General features: G+C 61.7%; 27 protein-coding genes and 8 pseudogenes. 16 read left to right on the top strand and 19 right to left on the bottom strand.

The annotated features are described in order from the left end of the window. Window position 1: 1 nt before the first annotated feature. From VXM69_RS33535 to VXM69_RS33525, 3 genes are read left to right on the top strand one after another with little or no spacing between them, the layout of a single operon-like run. Entirely contained in the window at window positions 2-631 is a 630-nt protein-coding gene (locus tag VXM69_RS33535) for a GMC family oxidoreductase (RefSeq protein WP_175907698.1), read from the top strand. Then, window positions 541-813 carry a GMC family oxidoreductase N-terminal domain-containing protein gene (locus tag VXM69_RS33530; RefSeq protein ID WP_175907702.1) on the top strand — a complete coding sequence of 91 codons (273 nt, stop codon included), beginning with the start codon at window positions 541-543 and terminating at the stop codon, window positions 811-813. The genes VXM69_RS33535 and VXM69_RS33530 overlap by 91 nt, the downstream gene beginning before the upstream one ends. Continuing rightward, window positions 788-1,327 carry a GMC family oxidoreductase gene (locus VXM69_RS33525; protein ID WP_175907700.1) on the top strand — a complete coding sequence of 180 codons (540 nt, stop codon included), beginning with the start codon at window positions 788-790 and terminating at the stop codon, window positions 1,325-1,327. Before VXM69_RS33530 ends, VXM69_RS33525 begins: the two co-directional genes overlap by 26 nt. On the opposite strand, the gene VXM69_RS33520 is transcribed toward VXM69_RS33525, so the two are convergent. Next, a protein-coding gene (locus tag VXM69_RS33520) for an IS5 family transposase (protein WP_367190424.1) occupies window positions 1,273-2,029 on the bottom strand; the annotation gives its coding sequence in 2 pieces (ribosomal slippage) (window positions 1,273-1,699 and window positions 1,698-2,029; 759 coding nt in all). The two genes, VXM69_RS33525 and VXM69_RS33520, sit on opposite strands and share 55 nt — an antisense overlap. A 72-nt stretch (window positions 2,030-2,101) precedes the next feature. After that, a protein-coding gene (locus VXM69_RS33515; RefSeq protein ID WP_175908046.1) for an IS5 family transposase occupies window positions 2,102-2,919 on the bottom strand; the annotation gives its coding sequence in 2 pieces (ribosomal slippage) (window positions 2,102-2,571 and window positions 2,571-2,919; 819 coding nt in all). A gap of 90 nt (window positions 2,920-3,009) precedes the next feature. Here VXM69_RS33515 and VXM69_RS33510 point away from each other — a divergent pair. Together VXM69_RS33510 and VXM69_RS33505 are read left to right on the top strand one after the other, a co-directional pair. Continuing rightward, window positions 3,010-3,240, top strand: a pseudogene (locus VXM69_RS33510) (LysR family transcriptional regulator); the annotation flags it as partial. Window positions 3,241-3,379: 139 nt separating this feature from the next. Beyond that, a pseudogene (locus tag VXM69_RS33505) lies at window positions 3,380-3,608 on the top strand (transposase); the annotation flags it as partial. Here VXM69_RS33505 and VXM69_RS33500 read toward each other — a convergent pair. The 6 genes and pseudogenes from VXM69_RS33500 to VXM69_RS33475 all read right to left on the bottom strand — a co-directional run. After that, window positions 3,609-3,802, bottom strand: a pseudogene (locus tag VXM69_RS33500) (DDE-type integrase/transposase/recombinase); the annotation flags it as partial. Window positions 3,803-3,898: 96 nt separating this feature from the next. Beyond that, window positions 3,899-4,948, bottom strand: a complete 1,050-nt coding sequence (locus VXM69_RS33495; protein WP_175907669.1) for a hypothetical protein — start codon at window positions 4,946-4,948, stop codon at window positions 3,899-3,901. After that, window positions 4,945-5,952, bottom strand: a complete 1,008-nt coding sequence (locus tag VXM69_RS33490) for a nitronate monooxygenase family protein (protein ID WP_175907671.1) — start codon at window positions 5,950-5,952, stop codon at window positions 4,945-4,947. Before VXM69_RS33490 ends, VXM69_RS33495 begins: the two co-directional genes overlap by 4 nt. Window positions 5,953-5,954: 2 nt before the next feature. Then, the gene (locus tag VXM69_RS33485) at window positions 5,955-6,698 is read right to left on the bottom strand and encodes an enoyl-CoA hydratase/isomerase family protein (RefSeq protein WP_175907673.1); all 744 of its coding nucleotides are present in this window, start codon (window positions 6,696-6,698) and stop codon (window positions 5,955-5,957) included. Then, window positions 6,695-7,144, bottom strand: a complete 450-nt coding sequence (locus VXM69_RS33480; protein WP_175907675.1) for a Zn-ribbon domain-containing OB-fold protein — start codon at window positions 7,142-7,144, stop codon at window positions 6,695-6,697. Before VXM69_RS33480 ends, VXM69_RS33485 begins: the two co-directional genes overlap by 4 nt. 4 nt (window positions 7,145-7,148) lie before the next feature. Then, entirely contained in the window at window positions 7,149-8,315 is a 1,167-nt protein-coding gene (locus VXM69_RS33475) for a thiolase (RefSeq protein WP_175907677.1), read from the bottom strand. A 225-nt stretch (window positions 8,316-8,540) separates the two neighbouring features. Here VXM69_RS33475 and VXM69_RS33470 point away from each other — a divergent pair. Continuing rightward, window positions 8,541-8,723: pseudogene (locus tag VXM69_RS33470) on the top strand (IS5/IS1182 family transposase); the annotation flags it as partial. A gap of 42 nt (window positions 8,724-8,765) precedes the next feature. Continuing rightward, window positions 8,766-9,500: an IS6 family transposase gene (locus tag VXM69_RS33465; protein WP_175907678.1), complete on the top strand. Its 735-nt coding sequence runs from the start codon at window positions 8,766-8,768 to the stop codon at window positions 9,498-9,500. Between the two features lie 83 nt (window positions 9,501-9,583). Here the strand turns inward: VXM69_RS33465 and VXM69_RS33460 are convergent, their stop codons facing one another. The 4 genes and pseudogenes from VXM69_RS33460 to VXM69_RS33445 all read right to left on the bottom strand — a co-directional run. Then, window positions 9,584-9,844, bottom strand: a complete 261-nt coding sequence (locus VXM69_RS33460) for a hypothetical protein (protein ID WP_175907680.1) — start codon at window positions 9,842-9,844, stop codon at window positions 9,584-9,586. A 172-nt stretch (window positions 9,845-10,016) separates the two neighbouring features. Beyond that, the gene (locus VXM69_RS33455; protein ID WP_367190423.1) at window positions 10,017-10,280 is read right to left on the bottom strand and encodes a hypothetical protein; all 264 of its coding nucleotides are present in this window, start codon (window positions 10,278-10,280) and stop codon (window positions 10,017-10,019) included. After that, on the bottom strand, window positions 10,196-10,873 hold the full coding sequence (locus VXM69_RS33450) for a LysR family transcriptional regulator (protein ID WP_367190422.1): 678 nt from the start codon (window positions 10,871-10,873) through the stop codon (window positions 10,196-10,198). Before VXM69_RS33450 ends, VXM69_RS33455 begins: the two co-directional genes overlap by 85 nt. 221 nt (window positions 10,874-11,094) lie before the next feature. Continuing rightward, window positions 11,095-12,081: pseudogene (locus VXM69_RS33445) on the bottom strand (IS5 family transposase); the annotation flags it as partial. A 173-nt stretch (window positions 12,082-12,254) separates the two neighbouring features. Between VXM69_RS33445 and VXM69_RS33440 the strand changes: the two are divergent. The 4 genes and pseudogenes from VXM69_RS33440 (at window position 12,255) to VXM69_RS33425 (ending at window position 13,927) form a co-directional block, all read left to right on the top strand. Continuing rightward, entirely contained in the window at window positions 12,255-12,722 is a 468-nt protein-coding gene (locus VXM69_RS33440; RefSeq protein WP_175908265.1) for a transposase, read from the top strand. Further along, window positions 12,722-13,075: an IS66 family insertion sequence element accessory protein TnpB gene (gene tnpB, locus VXM69_RS33435; protein ID WP_175908267.1), complete on the top strand. Its 354-nt coding sequence runs from the start codon at window positions 12,722-12,724 to the stop codon at window positions 13,073-13,075. The genes VXM69_RS33440 and tnpB overlap by 1 nt, the downstream gene beginning before the upstream one ends. A 99-nt stretch (window positions 13,076-13,174) precedes the next feature. Next, window positions 13,175-13,567: pseudogene (locus VXM69_RS33430) on the top strand (transposase); the annotation flags it as partial. A gap of 51 nt (window positions 13,568-13,618) precedes the next feature. After that, the gene (locus tag VXM69_RS33425; RefSeq protein ID WP_367190429.1) at window positions 13,619-13,927 is read left to right on the top strand and encodes a transposase; all 309 of its coding nucleotides are present in this window, start codon (window positions 13,619-13,621) and stop codon (window positions 13,925-13,927) included. On the opposite strand, the gene ltrA is transcribed toward VXM69_RS33425, so the two are convergent. After that, window positions 13,917-15,131, bottom strand: coding sequence for a group II intron reverse transcriptase/maturase (gene ltrA / locus VXM69_RS33420; protein WP_208458617.1), 1,215 nt, complete (start codon window positions 15,129-15,131; stop codon window positions 13,917-13,919). The two genes, VXM69_RS33425 and ltrA, sit on opposite strands and share 11 nt — an antisense overlap. Before the next feature lie 620 nt (window positions 15,132-15,751). Here ltrA and VXM69_RS33415 point away from each other — a divergent pair. Then, a pseudogene (locus VXM69_RS33415) lies at window positions 15,752-16,009 on the top strand (transposase domain-containing protein); the annotation flags it as partial. A gap of 488 nt (window positions 16,010-16,497) precedes the next feature. Here the strand turns inward: VXM69_RS33415 and VXM69_RS33410 are convergent. After that, the gene (locus tag VXM69_RS33410; protein ID WP_367190421.1) at window positions 16,498-16,647 is read right to left on the bottom strand and encodes a transposase domain-containing protein; all 150 of its coding nucleotides are present in this window, start codon (window positions 16,645-16,647) and stop codon (window positions 16,498-16,500) included. A gap of 93 nt (window positions 16,648-16,740) precedes the next feature. On the opposite strand from VXM69_RS33410, the gene VXM69_RS33405 reads away from it, so the two are divergent. The 4 genes and pseudogenes from VXM69_RS33405 to VXM69_RS33390 all read left to right on the top strand — a co-directional run bounded on the left by VXM69_RS33405 (window position 16,741) and on the right by VXM69_RS33390 (window position 19,461). Then, the gene (locus VXM69_RS33405) at window positions 16,741-17,907 is read left to right on the top strand and encodes a thiolase (protein ID WP_175907666.1); all 1,167 of its coding nucleotides are present in this window, start codon (window positions 16,741-16,743) and stop codon (window positions 17,905-17,907) included. Next, window positions 17,837-18,052: pseudogene (locus tag VXM69_RS33400) on the top strand (hypothetical protein); the annotation flags it as partial. The gene VXM69_RS33405 and the pseudogene VXM69_RS33400, both read left to right, overlap by 71 nt. Before the next feature lie 45 nt (window positions 18,053-18,097). Continuing rightward, window positions 18,098-18,361 carry an OB-fold domain-containing protein gene (locus VXM69_RS33395; RefSeq protein ID WP_244135772.1) on the top strand — a complete coding sequence of 88 codons (264 nt, stop codon included), beginning with the start codon at window positions 18,098-18,100 and terminating at the stop codon, window positions 18,359-18,361. Window positions 18,362-18,411: 50 nt separating this feature from the next. After that, window positions 18,412-19,461, top strand: coding sequence for a hypothetical protein (locus VXM69_RS33390; protein ID WP_175907663.1), 1,050 nt, complete (start codon window positions 18,412-18,414; stop codon window positions 19,459-19,461). Window positions 19,462-19,538: 77 nt separating this feature from the next. Here VXM69_RS33390 and VXM69_RS33385 read toward each other — a convergent pair whose 3' ends face one another. Genes VXM69_RS33385 through VXM69_RS33365 form a run of 5 tightly spaced genes read right to left on the bottom strand, consistent with a single transcriptional unit; the run spans window position 19,539 to window position 25,708 of the window. Further along, the gene (locus VXM69_RS33385) at window positions 19,539-20,648 is read right to left on the bottom strand and encodes a hypothetical protein (RefSeq protein WP_175907661.1); all 1,110 of its coding nucleotides are present in this window, start codon (window positions 20,646-20,648) and stop codon (window positions 19,539-19,541) included. A 34-nt stretch (window positions 20,649-20,682) separates the two neighbouring features. After that, entirely contained in the window at window positions 20,683-22,056 is a 1,374-nt protein-coding gene (locus VXM69_RS33380) for an alpha/beta fold hydrolase (RefSeq protein WP_208458616.1), read from the bottom strand. 15 nt (window positions 22,057-22,071) lie between these two features. Then, the gene (locus VXM69_RS33375; protein WP_175907658.1) at window positions 22,072-23,616 is read right to left on the bottom strand and encodes an AMP-binding protein; all 1,545 of its coding nucleotides are present in this window, start codon (window positions 23,614-23,616) and stop codon (window positions 22,072-22,074) included. 19 nt (window positions 23,617-23,635) lie between these two features. Next, entirely contained in the window at window positions 23,636-24,352 is a 717-nt protein-coding gene (locus VXM69_RS33370) for a hypothetical protein (RefSeq protein WP_175907656.1), read from the bottom strand. A gap of 21 nt (window positions 24,353-24,373) precedes the next feature. Beyond that, on the bottom strand, window positions 24,374-25,708 hold the full coding sequence (locus VXM69_RS33365) for a phenylacetate--CoA ligase family protein (RefSeq protein WP_367190420.1): 1,335 nt from the start codon (window positions 25,706-25,708) through the stop codon (window positions 24,374-24,376). Window positions 25,709-25,723: the final 15 nt, after the last annotated feature.

Raw genomic sequence — 25,723 nt, 5'->3', positions numbered from 1 at the left:
GATGCAATACGACTACATTATTGTCGGTGCGGGGTCTTCCGGGTGCGTGCTGGCCCACCAATTGTCGAGCAACCCGGCCAAGCAGGTGCTCCTGATCGAAGCCGGCCCGAAGGATTCAAGCCCGCTCATCCATATGCCGCGCGGCTTTGCCAAACTATTCTGTCATCCCAGCCTTGTCTGGCGCTATGAGGCGAAGGTGGGAGCGGGCTCGCAGCGTGTCGAGCAATGGATCCGTGGCCGCACATTGGGAGGGTCGATCTCGGTCAACGGCATGGTGTACGTGCGTGGCCAGCCAGAAGACTACGACGGTTGGGCGGCGAACGGTTTGACCGACTGGAGTTGGCGCCACATTCTGGCCTGCTACAAGGCGATTGGAAACCACGAGCTGGGTGCCGACGAGATGCGCGGCGCCGGTGGACCGCTGCACATCTCTGTATTCAGGCGCCGGCAACCGTTATGCGACGCGATGATTGCTGCCGGTGTCGAGCTCGGGCTACCCTACCGCGACGACCTGAACCGTGAGGATAACGAAGGTATTGGCTGCTACGCCCGCACTATTCGTGGGGGCGCCGCAACAGTTCGGCACGCGCTTTCCTGGCGCCCGCCCGCAAGCGCCCGAACCTCACGGTAATGACCAATTGCACAATCGATCGGGTGGCATTCTCCGGCCGGCAGGCCACCGGTGTGGTGGGGTCGCACAACGGACGCCCCGCGACGTTCCGGGGCCGGGAAATCATGCTCAGCGGTGGGGTGCTGAACTCGCCGATGATCCTGCAACGTTCGGGCATTGGTCCTGCAGCGCTTGGGTATTGACGTGCTGGTGGATAGCCCGGATGTGGGCCGCAACCTGCGTGATCAGCGCGGCATTGGCCTGCAGGCGCGTGTTTCGCGCGGCAGCATGAACCATGAGTTTTCCGGCGTTTCGTTGCTGCGCAACGTTGTGCGGCAGCAGTTGTTCGGCACTGGGCCGCTCGCGGATGGCTCATTTGAGGTGGGTGCCTTCTTCCGCACGCAGCCGGGGCTTGACCGTGCGGACGGTCAGCTGTTCATGGGACCGTTTTCCGTGGATGGCAGGAAGGGCTTCACCGAGACCGTGCTGGAGAAGGAGCACGGCATGATGATCGGCGGCTACGCGCTACGGCCGGTAAGTCGCGGCACGATCGAAATCACGGCGTCGGATCCCGAGGCGCCGCCGTCCATCGACGCCAACGTGCTGGGCGATGACGCCGACCACGCCCCGGCGATCGGGGTGTTCAAGTTCCTAGGTCCTGTTCACATTCTCACCAGCGGTCCAAAGGCGCAAGCAAGCACCGCGAAGGCGAGATAGTTACCGGCGAGCTTGTCGTAACGAGTGGAGACACGACGAAAATGTTTGATGCGATTGAAGAAGCGTTCGACGATGTTCCGAGTTCGATACAGCACGCGGCTGTACCGACGTTTGGTCTTTCGATTCGAACGCGGCGGGATAACGGCCTTCGCGCGCGTAGCGCGGATGGTGTTCACGAAGGCGTCCGAGTCGTAACCTTTGTCAGCAATCACGGCGCCCGTGCGCAGATGCTCGACCAATTCGTGCGCACACGAAATGTCCGAGACCTGTCCTTGCGTGACAATCATTCGCAGCGGCCGCCCGGCTTCATCAACGGCCAGATGCAACTTGGTCGTCAATCCTCCTCGTGAGCGGCCGAGCGCTTGCGGGCCGCTTTTTTCGGGCGCCTGCCGAATGCTGGTGTGCTCGCACGATGGTCGAGTCGATCAGCACGCGTTTGATTTCCGTCTCGTCGGATACCGCATGTGCCACGCGTTCCCACACGCCTTTGCGACGCCACCGGGAGAAGCGCATGTACACCGTATGCCATCGGCCGAATTCCTTCGGCAAGTCGCGCCACGGACAACCCGTGCGGCCGATCCAGAGAACGGCCTCGACAAACCACCGATTGTCGGCTGCCGTTCGCCCCGGGTCGCCTTCCTTGCCTGGCAGGACATACTCGATTCGTGCCCATACCTCGTCGCTCAGTAATGTTCGGACCATCTTGCCTTGATCGTGCAAAAAACAAGATGTAAACACATTTCATCGAATGTAAACAGACCCTAAGAGGCCAGTTCAAAAACCCTGCTCAGCTCGTCGGAAGATGTTCCAACAGATGAGCGAGCAGCCAAGTTTCAGGAATGCTTCGTGAATGTAGGCACGTCGCTCAAAGCGAGTGCGTAGGCGACGGAAATTGTGGAGCCAGGAATGCGTACGTTCGACCACCCAACGATACTTGCCCAGACCACTGCCATGCTCGGTCCGGCGCTTGGCGATCACCGGCTTGATACCGCGTTCGCGCAACGCGCGACGATGTCGGGTGCAATCGTAGCCGCGATCGGCGTAGACGACGCCGGGCTTCTGAAGCGGTCGGCCACGAACGCCGCGGATGGGTGGGATCGCATCAACGAGCGGCAGCAACTGCGTGACGTCGTTGGTGTTCGCGCCAGTCAGGATCGCAACGAGAGGAACGCCGTTGGCGTCTACGAGGATGTGGTGCTTGGAACCGGGTCGCGCGCGATCCGTGGGGTTCGGGCCAGTTTTTCGCCCGCCCCAACGGCGCGCACGGACGACGAATCGACCGCAGCGTATGACAGATCGATTTGGCCGGTCGCACGCAACTTGTCGAGCAGCAACTCGTGCAGTTGGTCCCATACACCAGCCTTTTGCCAGCCGCTCAATCGCCGCCAGCAAGTGGCGCCCGAGCCAAAGCCCAGACGAGTCGGCAAGTGGTTCCAACGAATTCCCGTTTTGAACACGAACAGGATACCGTTGAGCGCCGCACGATCGGACACGCGCGGACGACCAGGATCGCTCTTCGCGCGAAGCTTCGCAGGTGGCAGCAATGGTTCGATCAGTATCCACAGTTCGTCGTCAATGATTGGCGCTTCCATCCTTGGACTTCCCTTGTTCTGATGCCCAAGGTTAACAGCTTGCCGAGGAAGTAAACAACCCCTCTCCGGAGTTTTTGAACTGGCCTCTAAATGCATGCCGGCGATCATCAACCCTTCCGAGTTGACGCGGTCCGGGCCTTCGAGGCGGCGGCCCGACACGGGAGCCTCGCCCGCGCGGCCGACGAGCCGGCGCGGACCGAAGGCGCGGTCAGCCGCCAGATCGGCCGGCTGGAGGCGTTCCTGGGCGTGACGGTGTTTGAGCGCGCGGGGAACCGCGTCAGGCTGGCGCCGAACGGCATGCGATACGCAGTGCAGGTGCGCCCGGTCGCACCCTGGCCGGACGGGAAGGCGGTCACCCAGAACTTCTGCCTCGAGAGGTGGCCGCGCAAATTCGGTCAGTCGGATAAGTGGTTTGGCCGGGGCCTGAGCCGGCGATAATGCTGGCAAAGGAACCGAGGAAATGACGAAGAGAACCCGACGGACGCACTCAGCGGCGTTCAAAGCGAAGGTGGCGCTTGCAGCCGGTCAAAGGCGAGCGGACGCTGGCGGAACTGGCGCAGCAGTTTGATGTGCACCCGAACCAAATCACGGAGTGGACGCGGCAGTTGCAGGAGCGCGCGGCAGACGTGTTTGGCGCGGCAGGCGCGCCGTCGAGCGAGCCGCCAGTGGATGTGAAAACGCTGCACGCGCTGCACGCCTGCCTCGCGGCAGCGGCGTTCGAAGGCAATCGACGGATATTGGCCCCCTTATCCGAATGATGCATCACGCTCGCGGGCCGCCCCTGCGACAATGCCATGTCCAGTGCGCGTTGCATCAGTTCGGTATGCAGCTGGTTCGACATTGCCCGGCCCACGACACGCCGACTCAATATATTCAGCACAACTGTCGCGCCCAATGGCAGCGCCCGACACGATGGCCACGCGGGCGGACGGGCCCGTCGTGGCCGAGCCAAGCTGCCGCGGACGCGCCCATGGAGGCTTCAGCGGCGGATGAACTTCGAATAGAAGTGCGGCATGTCCAGCTGTCCCAGAATCCCCGGCTTGGCGGCGCAGACCTCGTTGATGGCGTTGATGGGGTGCAGTGCGGTGACCGCACAGCCGGCGGATAGGCCGATGCTGATCTCGGTGTGGAAACCCGGGTCGCCCTCAATGGTGATCTGGTAGCCCGCCTCGGTGTCGTTCAGCGGCTGCTCAAAGTCGGGCCCAGCGTCCTTGTGCGTGCGCTCGATCTTGCGGTAGACCACCAGCGGCTCTCCCTTGTAGATGCCGGTCATCGTCCAGCGGATGGCGGCGATGGTGTTCGCCTTGCCCTTGCCCCAGGCCGCGTCGTAGTCGAACGGCACCGAGCGCGTCTCGTAGCTGTGCTCGATCTTGTCCAGTTCCACGCCGAGGTAGTCGCCGATGCCCCAGACCGTACTCTCGTGCCAGCCGCGGCCGATGTCGTCGTAGAACATCGGTGCCCTGAAGTCCAGCGGCTCGTTGAATCCCCAGTTGACGATGGACAGGAAGCTGCCGTAACCGTTGAGGTTGCAGATCTCGGCGACGTGGACACTATCGATGCGCCCCGCTCCCGACAGCAGGCTGAACAGGTGGCCGGTGGTCATGTAGCCGGGGTCGGTGCCTCCGCAGAAGATAGAACTGCGCCCCTTCTCGCAGGCGGCGGCGATAGGCTGCACGAACTCTGGTCGCCCGCGGTGCGGGGCGATCAGGTCCATCATGGCGGGGCCGACGACATTCGTGCCGGCCTCCAGGAACGGCACCACCTCGGCCACGCACTGGGCCTCGCGGTTCGAATAGTTGCCCTGGTAGACCAGGCAGTCAGCCTTCAGGGCCAGCAGCGCGGCCACGTCGTCGGTGGCAATGACGCCAGTCTTGCCCAACCCGGCGATGTCGCCCGCGTCGCGGTCGATCTTGTCCGGTGACCAGGCATGCAGGCCGACCAACTGGTATTCGGGGTGGCCGATCAGGCCGCGCAGGCCCGGCAGGCCGATCGGGCCAGTGCCCCAGGCGATGACGCGCTTTTTGCTCATACGTTCTCCTTTGAAAAACGATGCCCCCGCATCGCGGTGATCTGTTGCAGACGATGGACGGCTTCGACGTATTCGCGTCGAATGCGGTCGACCAACGCCTTGACGGTGGGTATGTCGTGGATCATGCCGACGCCGTGGCCGGCTGCCCAGATGTCGCGCCAAGGTTTGCGGGTCTCGCACAGCGGATCGAGCGGAGTGGTCTCGGTCGACAGGGTGTCGGGATCGAAGCCATTGGCGCGGATCGAGGTCTTCATGAAGTTGCACGGCACGCCGCGGGTGAAGGCGGATGTGTAGAGGATGTCGCTGGTCTCGGTGGCCACCAGCATGTCCTTGTAGGCCTGCGGCGCTATCGACTCCTGCGTGGCGATGAAGCGCGTGCCCATGTAGCAGAGATCCGCGCCGAGCGCCTGCGCTGCCAGGATGCCGGCGCCGGTGCCGATGGCGCCGCCGAGCACGATGGTGCCGTCGAAAAAGGCGCGCACCTGCGGCAGCAGCGCGAACGCGCTGTTAACCCCCGCGTGGCCGCCGCCGCCCGAAGCGATAAGGTTCAGGCCATCGACGCCGGCCTCGGCCGCCTTCTCGGCGTGGCGCACCGTGGTCGCGTCGTGGAACACCAAGCCGCCCCAGGCGTGGACTTCCTTGACCAGGTCGGCAGGCGCGCCGCCGACACTGATGACGATAGGCACCCGGCGGCGGCGGCAGAAGTCGAGCTCCTTCTCGAAGCGCGCGGCGCGCTCGTTCTTCGCCGCGCCGGCGCTCAGGTTCGCGGCATAGGGACCGGGCTTGCGGCCCGTGGAGGCTTGGAAACTGCGCAACTCGTCTTCGATACGGCCAAGCCAGTCGTCGTACTCCTCGGCAGAGCGCGCAGAAGCTGCGGCCGCACCGGCCATGATGCCGGCCTGGCAGGCGGCGATGACGATGTCCGGGCCCGTCACCAAGAACATGGGCGCGGCCACCAGGGGCAAAGTAAGGTGGGCGAAGGCGGGGTCGTTCGGCAACGCCATGGTCAGAAACCTCCCTTCTGCAATCGGTCCTCAAGGTCGGCGTTGCGGCCCGGGTTGTGTCTCACTTCGTAGGCCAGCGCATCGACTAACGGAAGGTCGATGCCGCCGTCGATCATCTTCTTGACCCAACGAGTCACGTCTCGCGGATGGACCGCGATCTGGGCGGCGAGCGCCTGCGCTTCCTCCGTGAGCCGGTCGAGCGGCACCACGCGGTTGAGGAGGCCCAAGCGCAACGCTTCGTCCAGAGTCAGCTCGCGGCCCGACAGCATCATCTCCTTGGCCATCGCGGGGCCGATGCGCCGCGACAGCCGCTGAGTCAGGCCCCAGCCGGCATGCAAGCCCCACCTTTGGTGGCTATCGGACAGGCGCGTATTGTCGGCCCCAATGATGATGTCGGCGGCGAGCGCGAGTTCGAGCCCGCCCGTCATGCAGTGACCGTGCACCGCCGCGATCACCGGCTGCGGCAGCGCGGCCAGCGCCGACAGGGTTTCGCGGTTGAACGGCGTCGGGTCGGAATCGCCCGGCCGCCGCTGCTTGAATGCCTTCAGGTCCGCGCCGGCGCAGAACGCGCGGCCGGCGCCGCGCAGTACGACGCAGCCAATCCCGTCGCCCGCCGCGGCGATGGCGTCGACGTGCGAGCGCAGCTCGCGAAAGCTCTGCGCCGACAGCGCGTTCAGCACCTCGGGGCGGTTCAAGGTCAGCGTGGCGACGCCGCCTTCGTCTTGGCGTTCAACGAGGGCTGTCATGTCGGCCCAACGAGCTTGAAGCGCGGCAGCGTCACGCCTTCGGGCAGGTCCTGCCAGGTCAGCGTCACGCGTGAACCGATGGACACCCGCGCCAGCGGCGCGCCGACCACTGCCGACACCAACCGTACGCCGGGCGCACCGTCCAGCTCGACCAGCGCCGGCACGTAGGGCACATGGGGCGCGGCCTCGGGGAAGGGCGGATTCGTGATGATGGTGAAGGAGTAGATTGTGCCCGTTCCCGGCACCGTCACCCACTCCACTGCCTGCGACTGGCAGGCAGGGCAGTAGGGCGCGGGAGGCATGCGGAAGCGCCCGCAGGCGCCGCACCGCGGAATCTGCAGCCGGTGTTCGGCTGTGGCGCGCCAGAACGGCTCGCTCCAGCGGTCCATTTCGAGGTGGAAGTGCGTCGTTGGCGGCGCTAGAGAAAGGGGCATGTTGGATGTCATCGCATCAGGTCCTGAGAATGAGGCCGCTGACCGGCAGGGACGCCGGCGCACCGGTGACGAGTGCCACTTCGGCATCGACCACTTGGTTGGCCGCGACGCCGCGCAGTTGCTCGACGGCTTCGCGTAAGTTGGTCGAGCCGACGATGTAACTGTTCGACAGCTGACCGCCGTGCGGGTTGACCGGCAGACTGCCGTCAAGGCGGATCGCACCGTCCTCGACGAAGCGGCCGCTTTCGCCTATCGGACAGAAGCCGTAGTCCTCCAGTTGCATCAGCACCAGAAAGCTGAAGTTGTCGTAGATCAGCGCGACGTCGATGTCTTTCGGGCCCACGCCGGCGTCGTCGTAGAGGCGCTTGACGATAGAGCGGTGGCCGGACGACGCGAACAGGTCGTCGGGCATCTGCATCGAGCCGATGGCCCGGCCCCAGGCGCCTGCGCCGCCATGCGCGCAGCCGGAGACATACACGGGTTTTTGCTTCAGGTCGCGTGCGCGCTCGGCCGACGTGAGCACCACGGCAACCGCGCCGTCGGTCTCCAGGCAGAAGTCGAACAGGCACAGCGGGTCGGCGATCATCCGCGCGCTGAAGTAGTCGTCCATCGTCATGGGCTTCTTCATGATCGACAGCGGATGCTTCAGAGCATTGGCGCGGAACGACATCGCGACCTCGGCGAAGTGCTCGCGCTTCGTGCCGTACAGGTGCATGTGCCGCCGGGCCAGCAACGAATACAGGTGGCCGGGGCCGACGAGGCCGGTCGATGAATAGAACGCGGTGTCGGGAGTCGGCACCATCGCGGCCATGATCTGCCCGTAGCGCTGCTGCGTCTGCTGGATGGCGCCGACACAGACCACCACGTCGGCCATGCCCGAGACGATGGCTGTCGCGCCCAGGCCCACGTGCCCTGCCGAGCCGCCGCCGCCGCCGGTCAGCGTGGCGGTGTAGCGCACTTCGGGGATACCCATGGTCTCGGCGAGCGCATCAGTCGAGGCGTAATGACTGCCCATATAGTAGGCCAGCCCATCCACATCGCGGATGGTGAGGCCGGCGTCATCAAGCGCATTGAGCACGGCTTCGCCGACCAGTTCTTGCATGGAGCGTGGTGCTGACTGGCCCCGCTTGTAGTAAGGCGTACTGCCCAATCCGACGATGGCTGTTTTGTCACGAATGGACATGAGGTCCTTTCCCTTTTAAGAGTGCATGAGCGCGACTTTAATGAAACACATCCGTATATATAATCTGCGAATGAATCCGTGACAACGGGGTTTGCACCTAGAGACCTGCATGGGATGGACGAACGACCATGTCTAGCATGGCTGTTGAATTTGGGCCCCGTGTAAACGGGGTTTGAAGGACAGGCGTTATGGATATCGTGTTCATGAGATTAGGCGATGAGTGCGATGCGCGGGATTGATGAGATGCAGGAGCCGCTGTTTACGACGGTCAAGCTGGACGACTTCGTCCCTGCTGATCACCCGTTGCGGCCGATCCGGCTGCTGGTGAATGAAGCATTGAAGCGGCTCAATGGGTTGTTCAGCGTGATCTATGCGGACAGCGGCCGGGCTTCGATTGCGCCCGAGAAACGGCGTTGTCAGGTTATTGGGCTGGTCACGTAAGATGGCGAGATGAAGAAATCGAAATCGCTCAATCACGGTCACCGTTTCCCAGCCGGGGTCATCAGTTGCGCCGTGCGTTGGTATTTCCGCTTTCAGTTGAGCTTGCGCGGCATAGAGGAACTGCTCTTCGAGCGCGGCGTGACCGTAACATACGAAACCATCCGGTGCTGGTGCGACAAATTTGGCAAGGGCTTTGCTCACCGTGTAAAAGCGGCGCGACGCAAACCGGGTAGCACGTGGTACCTCGACGAGATATTCGTCACGCTGCGTGGCGAACCGTACCTGCTGTGGCGGGCGGTCGATGAGCGCGGCACCGAACTCGACATCCTGCTACAAAAGCGGCGCGACAAAGCCGCAGCCAAACGTTTTTTCAAGCGTGTACAGCGCTCGAGCCCGGTACCGCGCAAGATCGTCACCGATCAGTTGCGAAGCTATCCGGCGGCAAAAGCGGAGATCCCGGAACTTGCGAACGTGAAGCACGTGTTCGTCAAAGCGGCCGCACGATTGAACAACCGCGCAGAGAACAGCCACCAGCCAACGCGTGAACGTGAGCGTCGCATGCGCGGCTTTCGCGACCCGAAACGCACACAGGAATTTCTCTCGTGCTTCGGGCCGATCAGGCAGCACTTCGCGATCAGGCGGCATCAGCTGCGCGCTTCACTCTATCGCAAACAGCTCGCGGCGCGATTCGTTGCCTGGTGTGAACTCACCGAAGGCACCCAAAATCCGTCCTGCCCGTTCTGAGGGCCGCATTTTCCTGCCGTCTTTCCGCATCAGTCTCGATAAGTTGACAGAGCCGCGTCGTTTATTGACGGCTTACGTCTTCTTTACCTTAGTCCGTCGAGGAAGTCGGACAATGAAGCAAGGCGCAAGAGCGCTGCCAAGCGTTTCGTATCCGACATATAGGTCTCGTCTGCATCCAGTTCGACCGTGAGGCGTCGCCAGAGGTCGAACGCGCCGATGGCGGCTCCAAGGTGTATGTGGGCCGCGTAGCTGCCACGCGTCTGTGACGCGGCTTCGGCGAGGTGATGCTGGATTTCACGTTCAGCGCAGACGGTGGCCTCTACATAGCTGATGGGTATGTGCATTATCGAGTATTCCTGGCTGTTTGGACCTGGATCGATGATGAAGCCTGTCTAATTTCCGCTCCACTTTTAATTGGGGAATTCCGACTTTCTGAAGCGGACCGAATCGGCCTGATCTGTGCGCTGGTGGGTGAATTCCGCGACGTCATCCACCGCACGGGGAATACGACTTTAATCATCGACTATTTTTTATGTTTTGAATGGAGTATTCAATTAAGCATTGAATTGCATCACTTGATTTCCCTGACTGTGTGTGCACGCGCACTTCCACGTTGCCCAGCTCTGGCAATCCTTGACTCGCACCCAATTTAACTATTCCTTCGGGGATTGTGCTGGCAGCCAGTACCGTAACTCCTAGGCCAGCGCGCACTGCCGCGATAATTCCGGAGTAACTGGAACTAACAAACGAAAATCGCCAGTTGATATTAGTGCGCTGCAAGGTTTCGACGATTTTACTTCTATAAATGCAAGGCTGAGGTGCGACCACCAGAGGTAATGGATGAAAATTGCGATCTTGGCTCTCACCCCCCCAATCCATATTAATGGTTCAGTAACAACATTTATCCCCGACTGGGTGGTGTCTTCATGCAGCGCGATGACAATATCGAGCTGTCCTTTTTTTTGACGTGCCAACAAATTTTTGCTTAAATCGCATACAACTTCAAGTGTCACGTTGGGATAATCTTTTGAGAATTTCCCAAGAATTGCTGGAAGAAGTGCAGCATTGTACTCATGTGGAGCTCCCATTCGTATGGATCCTGCAACATTTGAGGGGCGCAATCTGCCGACCGCTTCGTCATTGAGAGATAATATTCTTCTTGCATAATTTAAAAGTGTTACTCCCTCATCTGTAAGTTTTAGGCGATGCATTCCACGAACAAAGAGTTCGACATCAAGCAGTGCTTCTAGCCGTTGTATTTGCAGACTAACAGCCGACTGGGAGCGCCCAATAGCTTCTCCTGCGCGGGTGAAATTCCCAAGATCCACGGCCTTGACAAATGTTCTCAGTAATTCTGTTGGAATGTTAGTCATGGAGCAATAAATACTATAAGCTATTAATAGCCAAAAAATTTTCTGATTTGCCAACAAAATATGCAGCAATGGTTGCCGCATCTAGGGAAACACTGATTAATAGGCGATTGCGCGAGGTGGTCGGCAACGTGGGCGGAGAATGGCCGGATACCAATGCGAAGCGCCGCCCATTCGGAGAAGTTTGACCCGAGCAAGCGTCGTATTTCTCGCATTTCTCTCACGCATGACGGACTTCTCCCATGAATCGACCGCAGCCGGTTTTGCGCAATCACCAAGTTCGCCAAGGCGAACAGGCTGAACAGTTGCGCCGTGTTCTTCGCCAGTCTCTTGTAGCGCACCTTGCGATGGCGAAACAGGTTCTTGACAACATGGAACGGATGCTCGACCCGCGCGCGGATTTGCGCCTTGGTTCGCTCAAGCGCGATCATCAGATCCTTCAGCGCACCATCGTGCATCGTCTTGATCTTTCCTCGCTTGGCCGCCACGCGCCACTTCACCGACCGGCCCTTCATTTCATTTCGCTGGTCTACGCCGATATAGCCCGCGTCGCCGAACGCCTCTTGCTCATGACCATGCAACAGCGCGTGCGCTTGCGAAACATCCGACACGTTGGCGGGCGTGCCGACTACGCTGTGAACCAGCCCCGAATCGGCGTCGACGCCGATGTGCGCCTTCATGCCGAAGTGCCACTCGTTGCCTTTCTTCGTTTGATGCATGTCCGGATCGCGACGCCTCTCGGCATTCTTGGTCGACGGCGGTGCTTCGATGATCGTCGCATCGACAAGCGTGCCTTCCTTCATCATCAGCCCGCGTTCGCACAGCGATATACCAATCTCGTCGAACAGCTTGCGCGTCAGGTCATGTTCGAGAAGCAGGCGCCGGAACTTCAGCAGCGTGGTCGCATCCGGCGCGTTCTCGACGGCCAGATCAATCCCCGCAAACGCCCGCATCGCGATGCTGTCGTACAGCGCATCCTCCAGTCCTTCGTCCGACAGGCTGTACCATTGCTGCAGGAAGTAGATTCGAAGCATCCGCTCCAGACCGATCGGCGGGCGGCCGCGAGTTCCTTTCGGGTAGTACGGCTCGATTGCCGTCAGCAATCGCGACCACGGCACCAGCTTTTCCATCTCGTCCAGGAAACGCTGACGCCGGGTCACGCGCTTCTTACCCGCGCTTTCCGCTTCCGCAAAGCTCATTTGCCGTTTCATCGTCGTGGGCTCGTTCCGTGAACTATCTTCTACAACGTCCTCGGCTGCGTCAGCGATGACCACCGAGCCGGATTAATCAGTGTTTCGTAAGCGCGAAATCCTCCGCACCTAGCCGGCACTGCTGAATCGATCCACGATTGCGTCCGCAACCCACACTTGCGGACGCAACCACGATGACAGCTGATACGATTGACCTCGATTTCCTTCCCCTGAAGGTGACCCACGTTTCCCCGAACGGCAAACGATCATTTGATCCCGATGGGAAACGCCGCTTGGTCGAAGCATGCTTGCAACCCGGCGCGTCGCTATCAGGTCTGGCGCTCAAGGCTGGGGTAAACGCGAACCAACTGCGCAAATGGTGCGAGATGTACCGTAAGGCAGGCGTAGTGGCCGGCTCGGCGCGGACGATCGAGGCCGAACCTTCGGCGTTTGTTCCGGTGGTGACGCTCGCGAGCGCGGTGCCGCGCTCGACAGCACCTACGGAGTCGTTGCCGGTGCGTCGAGAATCGCCCTCGATGTCGGCGGCGCCGCAAGCGCGCCTGTCGGTACGATTGCCCAACGGCGTCGCGATCGATCTGGAATGCTCGGTACAAGACGCGCCACTGGTCAAGGCGATGATCGGCGCGTTGGGAGCGGGTTGATGTTCCGCTTCGACAATGACCTGCGGATCTACCTGCATCGCGAGCCGATCGACTTCCGCGCTGGGCTGAACACGCTGGTGACGATGGTCGAGCAGTCGATGCAGCTTGATCCGCTCGCGCGGGCCGTCTTCGGGTTCCACAACCGGAAGCGGGATCGCGTGAAGCTGTTGCTCTATGACCGCGCCGGCTTCTGGCTGTTGTTGAAACGGCTCGAGGTGGATCGGTTTGCCTGGCCACGCCGTCAACAGGCCGTGATTGAGCTTACGGTCGACCAGCTCCACCTGCTGCTCGACGGCGTTGATCTCGACGCGCTGCGTCCGCATCCCGCCCGACAGTACTGCTTCACGAGCTGAATCTCGGTGTTGTGGAAGTTGTGGGTCAACAACGTCTGTCCTGGGCGTTACAAATCTCCGTAAACCTGTGCGGCGCCGTGCTTCGCTATCGTGAGGCGCATGACAGCCGATCTCTCCCGATTGCCACGGGCCGCCAAGGCCTATATCCACGAACTCGAGGCGCGCGCTGCTGCCGACGCGCAGCGCATTGCTGAACGTGACGCCAGGATCGACGAACTGATCAAGCGCCTTGACGCGCTTGAAGAGCAATATCGTCTCGCGCTGGCCCGACAGTACGCGCCGAAGAGCGAGAAGCGCAAGGATCGCGTGTTCAACGAGGCCGAGGAAGCCACCGAAACGGGGACGACCGACGAGGACGACGGCGATGTGCCTGCGTTGCCAGACACCGGGTTGCCAGAGCTCGATAAGCCCGAACCCCGCAAGCGGGGTCGCAAGCCGCTGCCGGCAGACCTGCCGCGCGAGCGCATTGAGTACGACCTGCCTGAAGACGAAACGCTGACCGATTACCGGTACCACCTGCGGCAGCAGCACAGCGTACCGCTGTTGACCGACTTCAAGACGTGGCTTGACGAGCTGGCGCCGAAGGTTCTGCCGCAGAGCTTGCTCGGCGAGGCGATTGGATACTGCCGTAGGCAATGGCCGTACCTGATTCGCTACGTAGACGACGGCCGTCTGCCACTCGGTAGAGTCGAGATGTGGCGCGGTGGCAGTAGGCCCGGTTTGTCTGTTGCCGCCCCTTTCGTCTGGCGGTGCCCGAATAACCTCACCATAGCTCCGTTTCCACATCCCGCTCATCGAACCGGACGTGCGGATTTCCCGCATCCGGCTCTCTTCCAGAACATCAAACCTTAGCGTTCGCGCGGTTGGCCGCGAGCGTCTGCAGGCGTATCAGCCCCAATGTATCGTAGAGGTACTGGTCGGAGTATTGGCGGTACCCCGTTCCCCGCTTTCCGCGTTTTCGCATCAACCAGATCCGCAGGCGTCGCGCAACGTACTTGTCGAGATGCTCGTAAATCCGCTTGACCGGGCCTTGGCTAAAGTATCCCGCCCAGCCCCGCAGTAGCGGATTCAGTCGTTCGAGGCGACTTTGTACGTCGAGTGCATTCCAGCGCGACGTCGTGGCGTCGTGGATTTCCGTCACCAGCCGCTTGATGGCCTTCTTTGACGGGCGTGTACCCCAGTATGGGCGCCCATGCCCGCCATAGAATCGTCCGACCGTGTAGCCAAGGAAGTCGAAGGTCTCGTCTGGCAACTTCACCAGTCTCGTCTTCTTCTCGTTGACCGTCAGGCCGAGCTTGCACATCAATTGCCGCATCGCCACCATCGCCCCAGCCCCGTGACCTTCCCGACATAGAAGTACAAAGTCGTCGGCGTAGTTCACGACTTCCGCCTGATGTTTATCAGCGTAGCCATGGCCGTACCAAGCCAGCATGAATCGGCGGAAGTACAGATTCGAGAGCAACGGTGAGATGGGCGATCCCTGTGGCGTGCCCCGGTGTCGGTCCTTCGCTTCCGTTGATCGACGCTCGCCTTGCGGTGTGCGTTCGACCACTGGCGCGTTAAGCCAATCCCGGATCACTGCGAGCACCGAGCCGTCCGCAATACGACGGCTCACGCAGCGCATCAGGTCGCCATGTGGAATAGTGTTGAAGTAATCGGACAGATCGGCGTCGACGACTTCGCGCGCACCTCGCTTGGCTATGCCGAAGTGAATGCGACGCAGCGCCATCTTCGCGTCAACTCCCGTCCGGAAGCCGTACTGCCATTTGAACAGGTCCACTTCGAAGATCGGACCTGCCACCAGCAACACAGCCATTTGAACCACCCGGTCCCGGATCGTCGGAATACCGAGAGGTCTCTCCCCACCACTGGCTTTGGGAATCCAAACGCGCAACAGGGGCTGGGGCCGGTATTGCTTGGCCTTTAACTCCTGCTGCAATCTAACCAGCCACTCGTTTCGCCCACGTTCTTCGATGTCCTCGAAACGCTCGCAGTCTGCACCCGGCGCGCCACGGTTGGCGTAGCAGCGTCGATAGGCATCGTACAAAACGTCCATACGGTACACCTTGTACCATAGGCTATAGAAGCGCGTAGCCGGTTCGCACTTGGCTTTCGTTTGCAATGTGGTCTGTAGCGTCTGAACCGAATCAAGCAAGGTTGGTAGACTCACGTCAATCCTCGGGCTCTTTCTACTTTCCAGCATTCGTTGTGAAACAGGGGGCCTTCGCTCCACCGGCGTTACCCGGCTTCGGCACTACTACACCCCCATCCGCCATCCGCGTGGGCCGACTCCATCTCTCACGAGATCGTCGTTGCCAGGGTGGCCATCCCGGCACCCGCGCGGACTTCCCTTGTTGCACGTTCGACCACTGCTCTGCGTGCTGCCACCACTACCCCGGTGGAACCGTTGGATGCGGATCTCGCTCGCTTCTCCAACGACGTCGGCCTTCCTCGTTATTATGGCGAGTCGGCTTCCACAACGACCTTTCGAGGCCTGCTCAGTGTTCACTCACGTTGCGGCCCGCAGAGCTCGCTGACCTCCTTCGAGGCCGTTTCAAGAAGTGCTTCAGCCCATTCGTTGCCTCCTGGACCGCTCCTTGTGCTTCCGGCTGGAGCGAGAGTTAGCCGGGTCGGATTTGCACCGACAAGTCTGACGTGCCTTTGCAAGGCACACATAACAACGTCATCGAGCGGGACATCAGGCCGTTTGCTACTGCGAGGAAATCGTGGTTGTTCAGCGACACGGTCGCCGGCGCGAAGGCCAGCGCGGTGGTCTACAGCTTGATGCTGACATGCCGCGCCTGCGGCGTCGAGCCACACGCCTGGCTGCTGCACGTGCTGGCCGAATTGCCGCAACGTGCTCCGGACGCTGACATCAGCGACCTGCTGCCGTTCAACTACGCGAAACAGCAATCTGAGGCGAGCGTGGGCTGACGCAGCGAACGCGCCTCGATCGTCGCGAGGGCGCGCACTACCGAGACCCAGACGCGGACATCGCCGGTCGACCCTGACCATCGCGATGCGGCTCTGCTCGACCGTCAGTTGCAAATGATTCTCCATTCGGTGTGCTAAATCTACCGCTTACAGTGTTTCCCTAGATCGAAACCAACATGCGGGCCAGCGTGTCGACCGCAGACAGGATGTGATACACGAACATCCGGATTCTGATTCCGTCCGCCCTTGCACTTGTTACCACTGCAGCTCAAGCTGCCGATATCAGCACTTTCGTTGTGAATGGTCTCAGTACAGAACCGCGCTCGGAGGTGCTTTGAAAGCACACATCGGTCGCCCACACGTCCAGTTGCTGCCGGAGGCCAACGGCGCTTGATGGCCGAATCCTATCCATCCGAGTTACTGAAAAACCGCTGGTGCAGCGTAAGCCCCCGAGCAGTACCGTAGTGCGGGTTGGGAGCTCTGCGACGCTATCGGACGGCCTCGACGCGAGCAGTAGGCGGCAGCGATGATGCGACGTTCCACGGGAGCATTTCGTCGACGCGGTTAGCCGGATAGTCGGCGATGCGCTCGAGCACGTAGGCGAGATACGTCTCGGGATCGAAGCTCTCTAGGTGCAAACCCCGTTGTCAGGGATGCGCCGACACTTTATATATACGAATCTGTTTCATTAAAGTCGCGCCCCATGCCACTCTTCAAAGGAAAAGGACCTCATGTCCATTCGTGACAAGACAGCCATCGTCGGCTTGGGCAGTACGCCCTACTACAAGCGCGGCCAGTCAGCGCCACGCTCCATGCAAGAACTGGTCGGCGAAGCCGTGCTCAACGCGCTGGATGACGCCGGCCTCACCATCCGCGACGTGGATGGCCTGGCCTACTACATGGGCGGCCACTACGCCTCGACCGATGCGCTCGCCGAGACCATGGGCATTCCCGAAGTACGCTACACCGCCACGCTGACCGGCGGCGGTGGTGGCTCTGCTGGCCATGTGGGCCTCGGCGCGACAGCCATCGTCTGCGGCATGGCTGATGTCGTCGTCTGCGTGGGGGCCATCCAGCAGATACAGCAACGCTATGGGCAGATCATGGCCGCCATGGCGCCCACTCCGGACACCGCGTTCTATTCGTCCACGGGTCTGGCCGGTCCTGGGCACTTGTATTCGATGCTGGCGCGCCGGCACATGCACCTGTACGGCACGAAGCGAGAGCACTTCGCCGAGGTGGCGATGTCGTTCCGTGCGAATGCGCTGACGCACCCTCTGTCGATCATGAAGAAGCCCATGTCGATGGACGACTACTTCAACTCCCGGATGATCGCCGACCCGTTGTGCCTGTTCGACTTCTGTCTGGAGACCGATGGCGCAGTTGCCGTCGTGCTCACTTCCGCGGAGCGTGCGCGTGACCTGAAGCAAAAGCCCGTATATGTCTCGGGTTGCGCACATGGTGGCGCTGGCAATTGGGGGCGCGCGATCGGCTCGATGCAGATGCCCGACGAGATTTATGCATCCTCCGGTCATCGCTCCATCGTTCAGCGCCTTTACAACGAAGCGGGCGTCGGACCGCAGGACATCGACGTCGCGCTGATCTACGACAACTTCAGCTTCCTAGTCCTGATGCAACTCGAAGACTACGGCTTCTGCCCCATCGGCGAAAGCGGCCGATTCGTGGAAGACGGTTCGATCCGCATGGGAGGCAAGCTGCCGGTCAACCCGCACGGCGGCCAGATGTCGAATAGCTATATCGTCGGTTCGACCAACCTGCGCGAAGCCGTGGAGCAACTGCGCGGTATGGCGGCCAACCAAGTGAAGGATGCCGAAGTGGCCTTGGTCACCGGTGGCCCCGCCTCGCTTCCCGTCAGCGGTCTCATTCTCAAGGCCTGATGCCATGACATCTCCTAAGACACTCTCGCTCGTACCGCCGACTATCCACTTTCACCTTGAAACAGATCGGTGGACCGAGCCGTTTTGGCGCGCCGCAGGCGAACATCGCTTGCAGATTCCGCGTTGTGGCGCCTGTGGCCGGTTTCGCATGCCCCCCTCTGCATACTGCCCAACCTGTCAGTCTCAGGAAATGGAATGGGTGACCGTGCCCGGTACCGGCACGATCTATTCATTCACCATCATTACCAACCCACCCTTCCCTGAAGCCGCCGCGCATGTACCCTATGTGCCCGCGGTGGTTGAAGTGGACGGCGCACCCGGTGTTCGCCTGGTGTCGGCGATCGTGGGCGCACCATTGGAAGACGTGACCATCGGCTCACGGGTCTCGGTCACTTGGCAGGACTTGTCAGACGGCGTGGCACTGCCGCGCTTCGCGCTGATCGCATCGACCTAACCGCCCTCGCGGCAGAACTCCTCTTAGAACTCCTCTTGAAAGGAATCAACATGAGCAAGAAGCGCGTGATCGTCTGGGGCACCGGACCGATTGGCATGCCTGGCCTTCGCAGTCTTATCGGCCATCCTGAATACGAGCTGGTCGGGCTGCATGCGTGGTCTCCCGACAAGGTCGGCCGTGATGCGGGCGACATTGCTGGCCTCGGCACGACCGGCATCATCGCCACTAACAACGTGGCCGCGCTGCTGGCGCTGAAGGCCGACTGCCTCGTCTACCAGAGCAACTACGCACACCGGGAGGGCGAATGCGTTGCCGAAGTGATCCCGTTCCTGGAAGCAGGCACCAACGTGGTTGGTCCCTCGATGATGGACCTGGTGGTCCCCACCCGGGGACGACCCCAGTTCGTGACGCCGATCGCGGATGCTTGTGAAAAGGGACGCAGCTCCATCTTCTGCAGCGGCACCGACCCAGGCTACATGAGCATCAGTCACCTGTTCAGCCTTCTGTCGTGTGCCGGCCGCATCGACAGCGTCCATGTCGCCGAGATCTGCAACCTGAACGGCTACGGCAGCTTCAGCAGCCTGGCACAGTGGGGATTCAACCAACCGCTCGACGCTCGTGTGGAGATGTTCCATGACGACGTCGGCCGCGGCTGGCATGAAAGCACCTTGTGGGGCATCGGCGACTACCTCGGCGTCGAACTCGACCGAATCGAACAGACCTATGAGACACGTTCACTGCCATTCGACTACGACGCGGCTTGGGGCAAAGGCAAAGCCAACACCATCGCAGCCGTGCGCTGGACGATGACTGGCTATTACAAGGACGAACCACTGATCGTCTATCGCAAGATCGAGCGCACACACAAGGACGCTGGGCCGGACTTCGAGCAGCCGCTACAGGGCACGGAGGCCGGTTACCAGGTCACCGTCAACGGTGACCCCGGCTTTCACACCGAAATGAATATCGGGCTGTACGCCGGCTGCGCGGCCACCGCGCTGCACCCCATCAATGCCATTAGCGCGGTGTGTGCAGCCAAACCCGGGATCATGGGGCAGCTCGACATGCCGCACTTCTATTCAAAGTGGATCCGACGCTGAGCAGCGCTCGGGAAAGACTGCAACCCCATCCCGGTGGGATGAGGTTGCAAGCGCTACAGGACGTCAGCGCAGCCGCGCTACGACGCTCTACCTGACATCGCAAAGGCGCCCGTGATTGGTGGCAGATCCAGAAAGCTGCGTACACCGCACGGCGCTTCGCAGATGACTGGAATGGCGTTGGCCACATGCCCACCCACGGCAAAACCGGCGTCCAGGCCGGTGTTGCGGCCAAACGCACCAAGCTCCAGGTCCACAGCCATCGAAGGCGCACCGTGGATTTCGATACGATAGCCCTCACCATGTGCCGTCGGAGCGCGCGGCCAGTCGGGGGCCATGTCATCGGCAATGCGCGTGAGGTGTTCGGCCACGATGCGCTCTTCGCCCGCAACAACCCCGACCGCTGCGACCCGCATGGCCGCCACGGTACCGGCACTAATGTGCCCTGCGGGAATGTCGAAGGCCTTCTTCGTTGCCAGGTAATCAACCCGGCCGGTGATGGCATCGAGCGGCAACGCCAGTGCTTGGGCGATCATCTGCACCGCCCCGCCCAGCGAGCGGCGGAACGCGTCAGCTATGGCGGCGGCCGGGTACTCTGCGGCCGGCAACCCGAAGCCGAGCAGGCCGAACAAGGTTTCAGGGCTGTTGTAGTTGGCATAGTTCGCAACCTCGCGGAACACGATGCGGTCGATGCGGGTTGACAATGCAGTAAGCGTGACCACCAGCTTGTCGGGCATGAAACCTGGAGACACCGCGGCATAATGAAAACTGCTGTTGCCCTGCCGGCATGCGTCCTCGAGCCGAGCCAGCACGACCGCAGGCAACAGCGGCGGATGTACCAGTGCATTGGGCGCGGTGGCCACGACATTCTTCCCCGCGGCCAGGAATCGACAGATCTGTTCGAACAGCTTCGCGCTTTGTGAACCGGCCATCTCGATGTCATCGGCCAGCGGGTCGGCCGCCATGAAGCTCACACAGTCGGCGGGCATCTGCAGCAGCGCCTCCATGTCTCGCGTGGCAAGTACACCGCAGGGTGCGCGGCGGCACAGTTCGCCGGCATCGCGCCCCTCCTTGGCTTCACTGTGCACGCACACACCCACCAGTTCAAGCTGCGGATGTTCAAGGATGCGCCGCAGTGCAAAGCGGCCGGTGTTTCCCGTGCCGTACTGAATGACCTTGTACCGCTTCATGGGAGAGTCCGATTCATCGCCACGCACAGCGGCATCAGCGCGGTACGTGGACACGGCGATACTGGCCCTGCAGGTACAGCAGCGGATCGCGCGACGGATCGGCACGCACGCGCAGCACTTGGCCCAAGAAGATTCGGTGGTCGCCGCCGTCCAGCACTTGCAACGTGCGGCACTCAAGGTTGGCCATCGATTCCTTGATCACGGGCACACCGGTTTCCCATACTTCGCAGGGCGTCTGCGCAAATCGATCTTCACCCCGCTTGGCGAAGCGGTTCGATACGTCCTGCTGGCCGATGTGCAGGATGTTCACCACGAACACCCCGGATGCTTCCAGCGCGGCCAGGGACGACGATCGACTGTCCAGGCAGAACAACACTAGCGGCGGGTCGAGCGACACCGAGCTGAAGGAGTTGGCGGTGAATCCCAACGGGGTGCCATTCGCCGCGAGCGTGGTGATAACGGTGACCCCCGTGGTGAAGCAGCCCAACGCGTTGCGCAGCGTGCGGGTATCAAAGCCGGTCTCCACCGCGCGTTGGGCTGGGCGTCGAGCGACGCGCTCCAGGAAGCTGACCACCGCAGCGTTGAACAGATCGTTCTGATCGCCCGGCACCATGTGGGCGGCACCGGCCACTTCCAACACGTCGGCATGGGGCATTAGCGACTGGAAGCGCTTCACCGCCTCGTCATTGACCACTTCACTCAACGCGCCACGCACCTGCAGCGTGGGTATTTTCACTCGTCGCGTCGCCGCTTCCAAACGCTCTTGCTGATACTGCGGGCTCAGCCGCTTTTCGGCATCAAGAAAGGCGGGGTCCCAGTGCCAGAAGTAGCGACCATCACGCAGTCGTAGGTTGCGCGCCAGGCCCGATGTGTCCCGCGGTCGCGGCCGGTGTGGCAAGTAGCGCGCGACCGCATCGGCCGCGGCTTCCAGGTCAGGAAAGCCTAGCGGCGCCGACTGCAGGAATGCCTTGATGCGATCGATGCCCTCAGGATCCATCTGCGGTGTCACATCGACCAGCACCAATGCCCGGGCGATAGGCACTTCGGCCGCGCCGATCGCCAACAGTGAGGTGAGGCCGCCCAGCGATGCACCCACGAGCGCAGGCAGCGCATCCGGATCTGAAGTGACGCCGGCCCCCGGCAACTGTCTGAGCACCGCACGCAAGTCAAGCGCAAATGCCGCCAGACTGTAGTCACCATCGGCGGCCCAGTCGCTCTCGCCGTGGCCGCGCAGATCCAACGACACCACATAGCGGCCGGCCTGCGCAAGCGCCTGCGCGGCTTCGCGCCAGGAGTGACGGGTCTGACCGCCTCCGTGCAGGAGAACCACCGCCGGTTCGGCAGGATCCCCGCACACATCGGCCACCAGCGAAATGCCGCCGTGGCCCTTGAATACCTTCGTTTCCACGGGCGCCTTCCCTGATCAGGTGGTTCTGGTACCGGCGCCGGGGTAGTTACCGCCGCCGAAGTCACGATCAAGCGAAGAATGATCCACATCGCCGGTGGGCCCGCGGGGAATGCGCTCGACAAAGGCCACCGAAGAAGGCTTCTTGTACGAGGCAATGCGTGCCTTGCAATACTCGATCAACTCCGCCTCGGTTGCCGTCGCCCCCGGCTTGAGCGCGACGATCGCCTTGACGGTCTGGATCCAACGCTCATGCGGCACACCGATGACGCCGCAGTCGGCCACCGCCGGGTGCTGGCGCAGGCAGCCTTCCACTTCCGCCGGATAAATGTTCTCCACACCCGACTTGATCATGTGGACCTTCGGCCCCACGAAGGTCAACGTCCCATCGGCCTCGCGACAGCCCAGGTCGTTGGTGTGGTACCAACCATCGCGCTCGCGGTGCGCATTGATCTCGGGACGGCGCCAGTAGCCGTTCATGACCAACGGGCCGCGAAGGACGATCTCGCCGGTCTGACCCGCAGGCACATCGTTGCCCGTGTCATCGACCACCCGTAGCTGGACCGACGGCGAAGGCCGCCCGCAACGACCGATGCCGCCCGGTGCGTAATGCGAAAAGGTTACCAACCCCATTGCCTCTGTCTGGCCATAGCCGAAGAACAATGCCTGAGACGGGTCGGGCGTTACCATCGCATCCCAAGCAGGCGAGTACGGTCGTGACCGGAAAGAGCGCAGATCGTAGGTACCGCCGGCGTTGAGTGCGACGATCTCTTCCATCGTCGAGCCAACCAGGAACCCGCCAGTGCAATGCTCATTCGAAATGGCTTGCGCAATCGTCGCGGCATCAGATCGGCGCACAAACACATTGGTCCCGCCACATACAAACGTGGACAGCGTGCTCATCATCGTGCCCAGATGAAAGAGCGGCCCCGAATTCAAAAACACCGTGTCGTTGCCGACACCCTGCGTGCGCGCCAAGGTCATGCATTGCAGCAGGATGGCTGTCTGGCTCAGCATGGCACCGCAAGGCCTGCCGTCGAACGCGGCGGTGTACAGCATCAGCAACGGCTGTGTCGGGTCGCCGATCGCCTCGCGTCGTGTCGCCGGCGCACTGGCGAGGAACGCCTCGTACGAGCCTGCACCGCTCGCATCGTGCTGCAGCCACAAGGACTTGTGGCCTGCGGCTCGCTCACGTCCGGCACGCACCGCACTACCTACCTCCTCGTCCTGCCAGACCACTACCTCGGGCTCCAGGTCCTCCAGCACGAAGGCCAGTTCCTCGGCGGTCTGGCGCCAGTTCGCCGGACAGAAGAGGGCGCCCACGCGGGCACAGGCCAGCAACAACTCCAACACCCGGTGTGCGTTTTGGCCCAGCCACAGCACACGGTCACCGGCGCCCACGCCGACGCTCTGCAACGCGTTGGCAAGTCGGTCCACGCGCACTCGCAACTCGTCAAACGTGTGACGTGTATCGCCGAACACCGTGGCCGTCTTGCCCGGGTAGGAGCGGCCGTGTTCCTCCAGCACGCTGTCGAGGGTGAAATTGTGCAATGCGTCGGTCATCGTTTTCTCCAGGAGGTGATCAGGCAAAACGCCAGTCGTGGCCGTCCGCGGGTGCCTGCGCCTTGACCCCAACCGGCAGTCGGAACAATGGTTTGGCTCGCGGATGGCGGGCAGTCACATGCACCTCGCCCTCGATGCACTCCAACAGCCATTCATCCCTGTCGTAGTGCACTTTTCCCTGTGGCGATACGAAGGCAAACAGCGGCCCGAGCGTGACCATTCGCCACGGGTCGAGCCCGGCCTGCTTCAAGCGGTCTGCCGCACTGTCACGCGCAAAGACCAGTGGAGTGGAAACGAAGGTTTCTTTCAGCGGCAGACCCGCCATGTCGAGACCATTCAGAATCTCATCACTCACACCGAACGCTGCGCGCACCTGGAATCGGCGCAGGAACATCTCGGTGCGCCGAGCATCGAAGTTGACGTTCTCGGCCATTGCGACACAAGCGTCGAGTTGCTCAATTGCGCATTCGTAGGGCCAGAAGTGGCCCAACTCTGAACACGCCACCGAGACGGCCACCGTGTCGCCGGGCACCACACCGACAAACGACAGAAATTGAGAGGCCCAACGGGTGTCAGCTTCGACGTCACGATGGCTCAACGGATACGCCATGCGCATTCCCCTGGCCGGAAAGCAGGCCACAAACGCGAGATCGTGAGCGATCTTCGAGAATTCATGCACGGGTGCGGGCCGGTCGGCGGCCGATGCTGAAGTGGGCTCAATAGCAATTGTATTCATGGCATTCATCACTTCCGAAATTCAGATCTTCACGATCCGCGGGATTTTGTGCGGCGGCCCTTGCTTCAGCAGTTCCTCGTTGGGCACCAGCTCCACTTTCGCTGGCAGTCCTAACATTTCACTGACGTGAGTGGCGAGGCGCTGACGCAGCGCGTCCAGATCAGGCTGTCCGTCGTAACCCACACGCACCCACAGTTCGGGCATCACCCGCTGCGGCTTGACCAGTTGGTACAGGCCTGCCTTCGTTTCAGGGAAGGCCTCGACCATCGGCCCCACGTCGCGAGGCAGGATGCATTGCTCATTAACCACCACCTCATCGCCGGCGCGGCCCAGCACCTTAAAGCGGGCGTGGGTGCGACCGCACTTGCAGGGTTGACGGGTGAGGCGAACCAGATCGTCGGCGCGGTAACGCACCAACGGATCCACGGTGTTCTCTAGCGTAGTCACCACAAGCTCACCCACTCCGCCCTCCTCTACCTGCATGAAGGTCTGCGGATCGACGTGCTCGATAAGCAACTCGTCTTCCCAGGGGTGGGCACCGTCCTGCGCGCTGCAGTCGAGCACTACGCTGCTGTCGCCAGCGTTGAGCAGGTTGATGATCTTCATGCCCCAGCGCTGCGCCAGCATCAGCGCGCGGCCGCCCGGCGCCTCGCCGCCGAAAGCCACCATCTTCATCGGCTCGAAGATCGCGCGGAGGTCCACATCCGTCTCAGCCTCCAGCTTCTCCAGCCCGATCACCAGCGGGGTGGACATGATGAGCATCGCCTTGGGCTTGTAGACGCGAGCAAGTTCCACCAGCCGAGACAGTTCACGCGGATCATGGTCCACCAGCAACGGTACCAACCCAAACTCCATTGCGATCTTCACTGAAGGTCCGCGCGTGGTCGGGATACAGATGATCACGGTATCACCTGGACGCAGCCCCGATTCCCAGAAATAGCGATTCCAGAAGGAGCTACCCGTCGGGGGCGTGATCCTGGTGTGCGCCAACAGTGTCGGGTCACCTGTGGTGCCCGAAGTACCGGTGATCTGACGCAGTGCCGAACGTTCCACGCAGAGCAGACCGCCGAACGGATCGCCGGTCCGGGCGGTCCACGCGCGAAGATCATCTTTGCTGATGAACGGCACCTTGCGACGGAAGTCATCCAGCGACTGGATGTCATCGGGCGTCACACCGGCTTCATCCCATTTCGCACGGATCAACGCGCCCTTGTCGTAGGCGACGCGGATAATCTTGCTGAGTCGCTCGAACTGGAGCGCTTCCAGAGCCTCCCGACTAATGGTCTCCATCTCGGGATCGAAGAAGCGGCGCGACTCGCCCGCTTCTGGGACGGCTTGGACGTGTAAGGTCATCATTTCTCCTGATTCATC

Source organism: Burkholderia sp. Ed8, assembly GCF_040761425.1.
Lineage (GTDB): Bacteria > Pseudomonadota > Gammaproteobacteria > Burkholderiales > Burkholderiaceae > Burkholderia > Burkholderia seminalis.
This window is presented reverse-complemented; position numbering and strand designations above follow the sequence as displayed.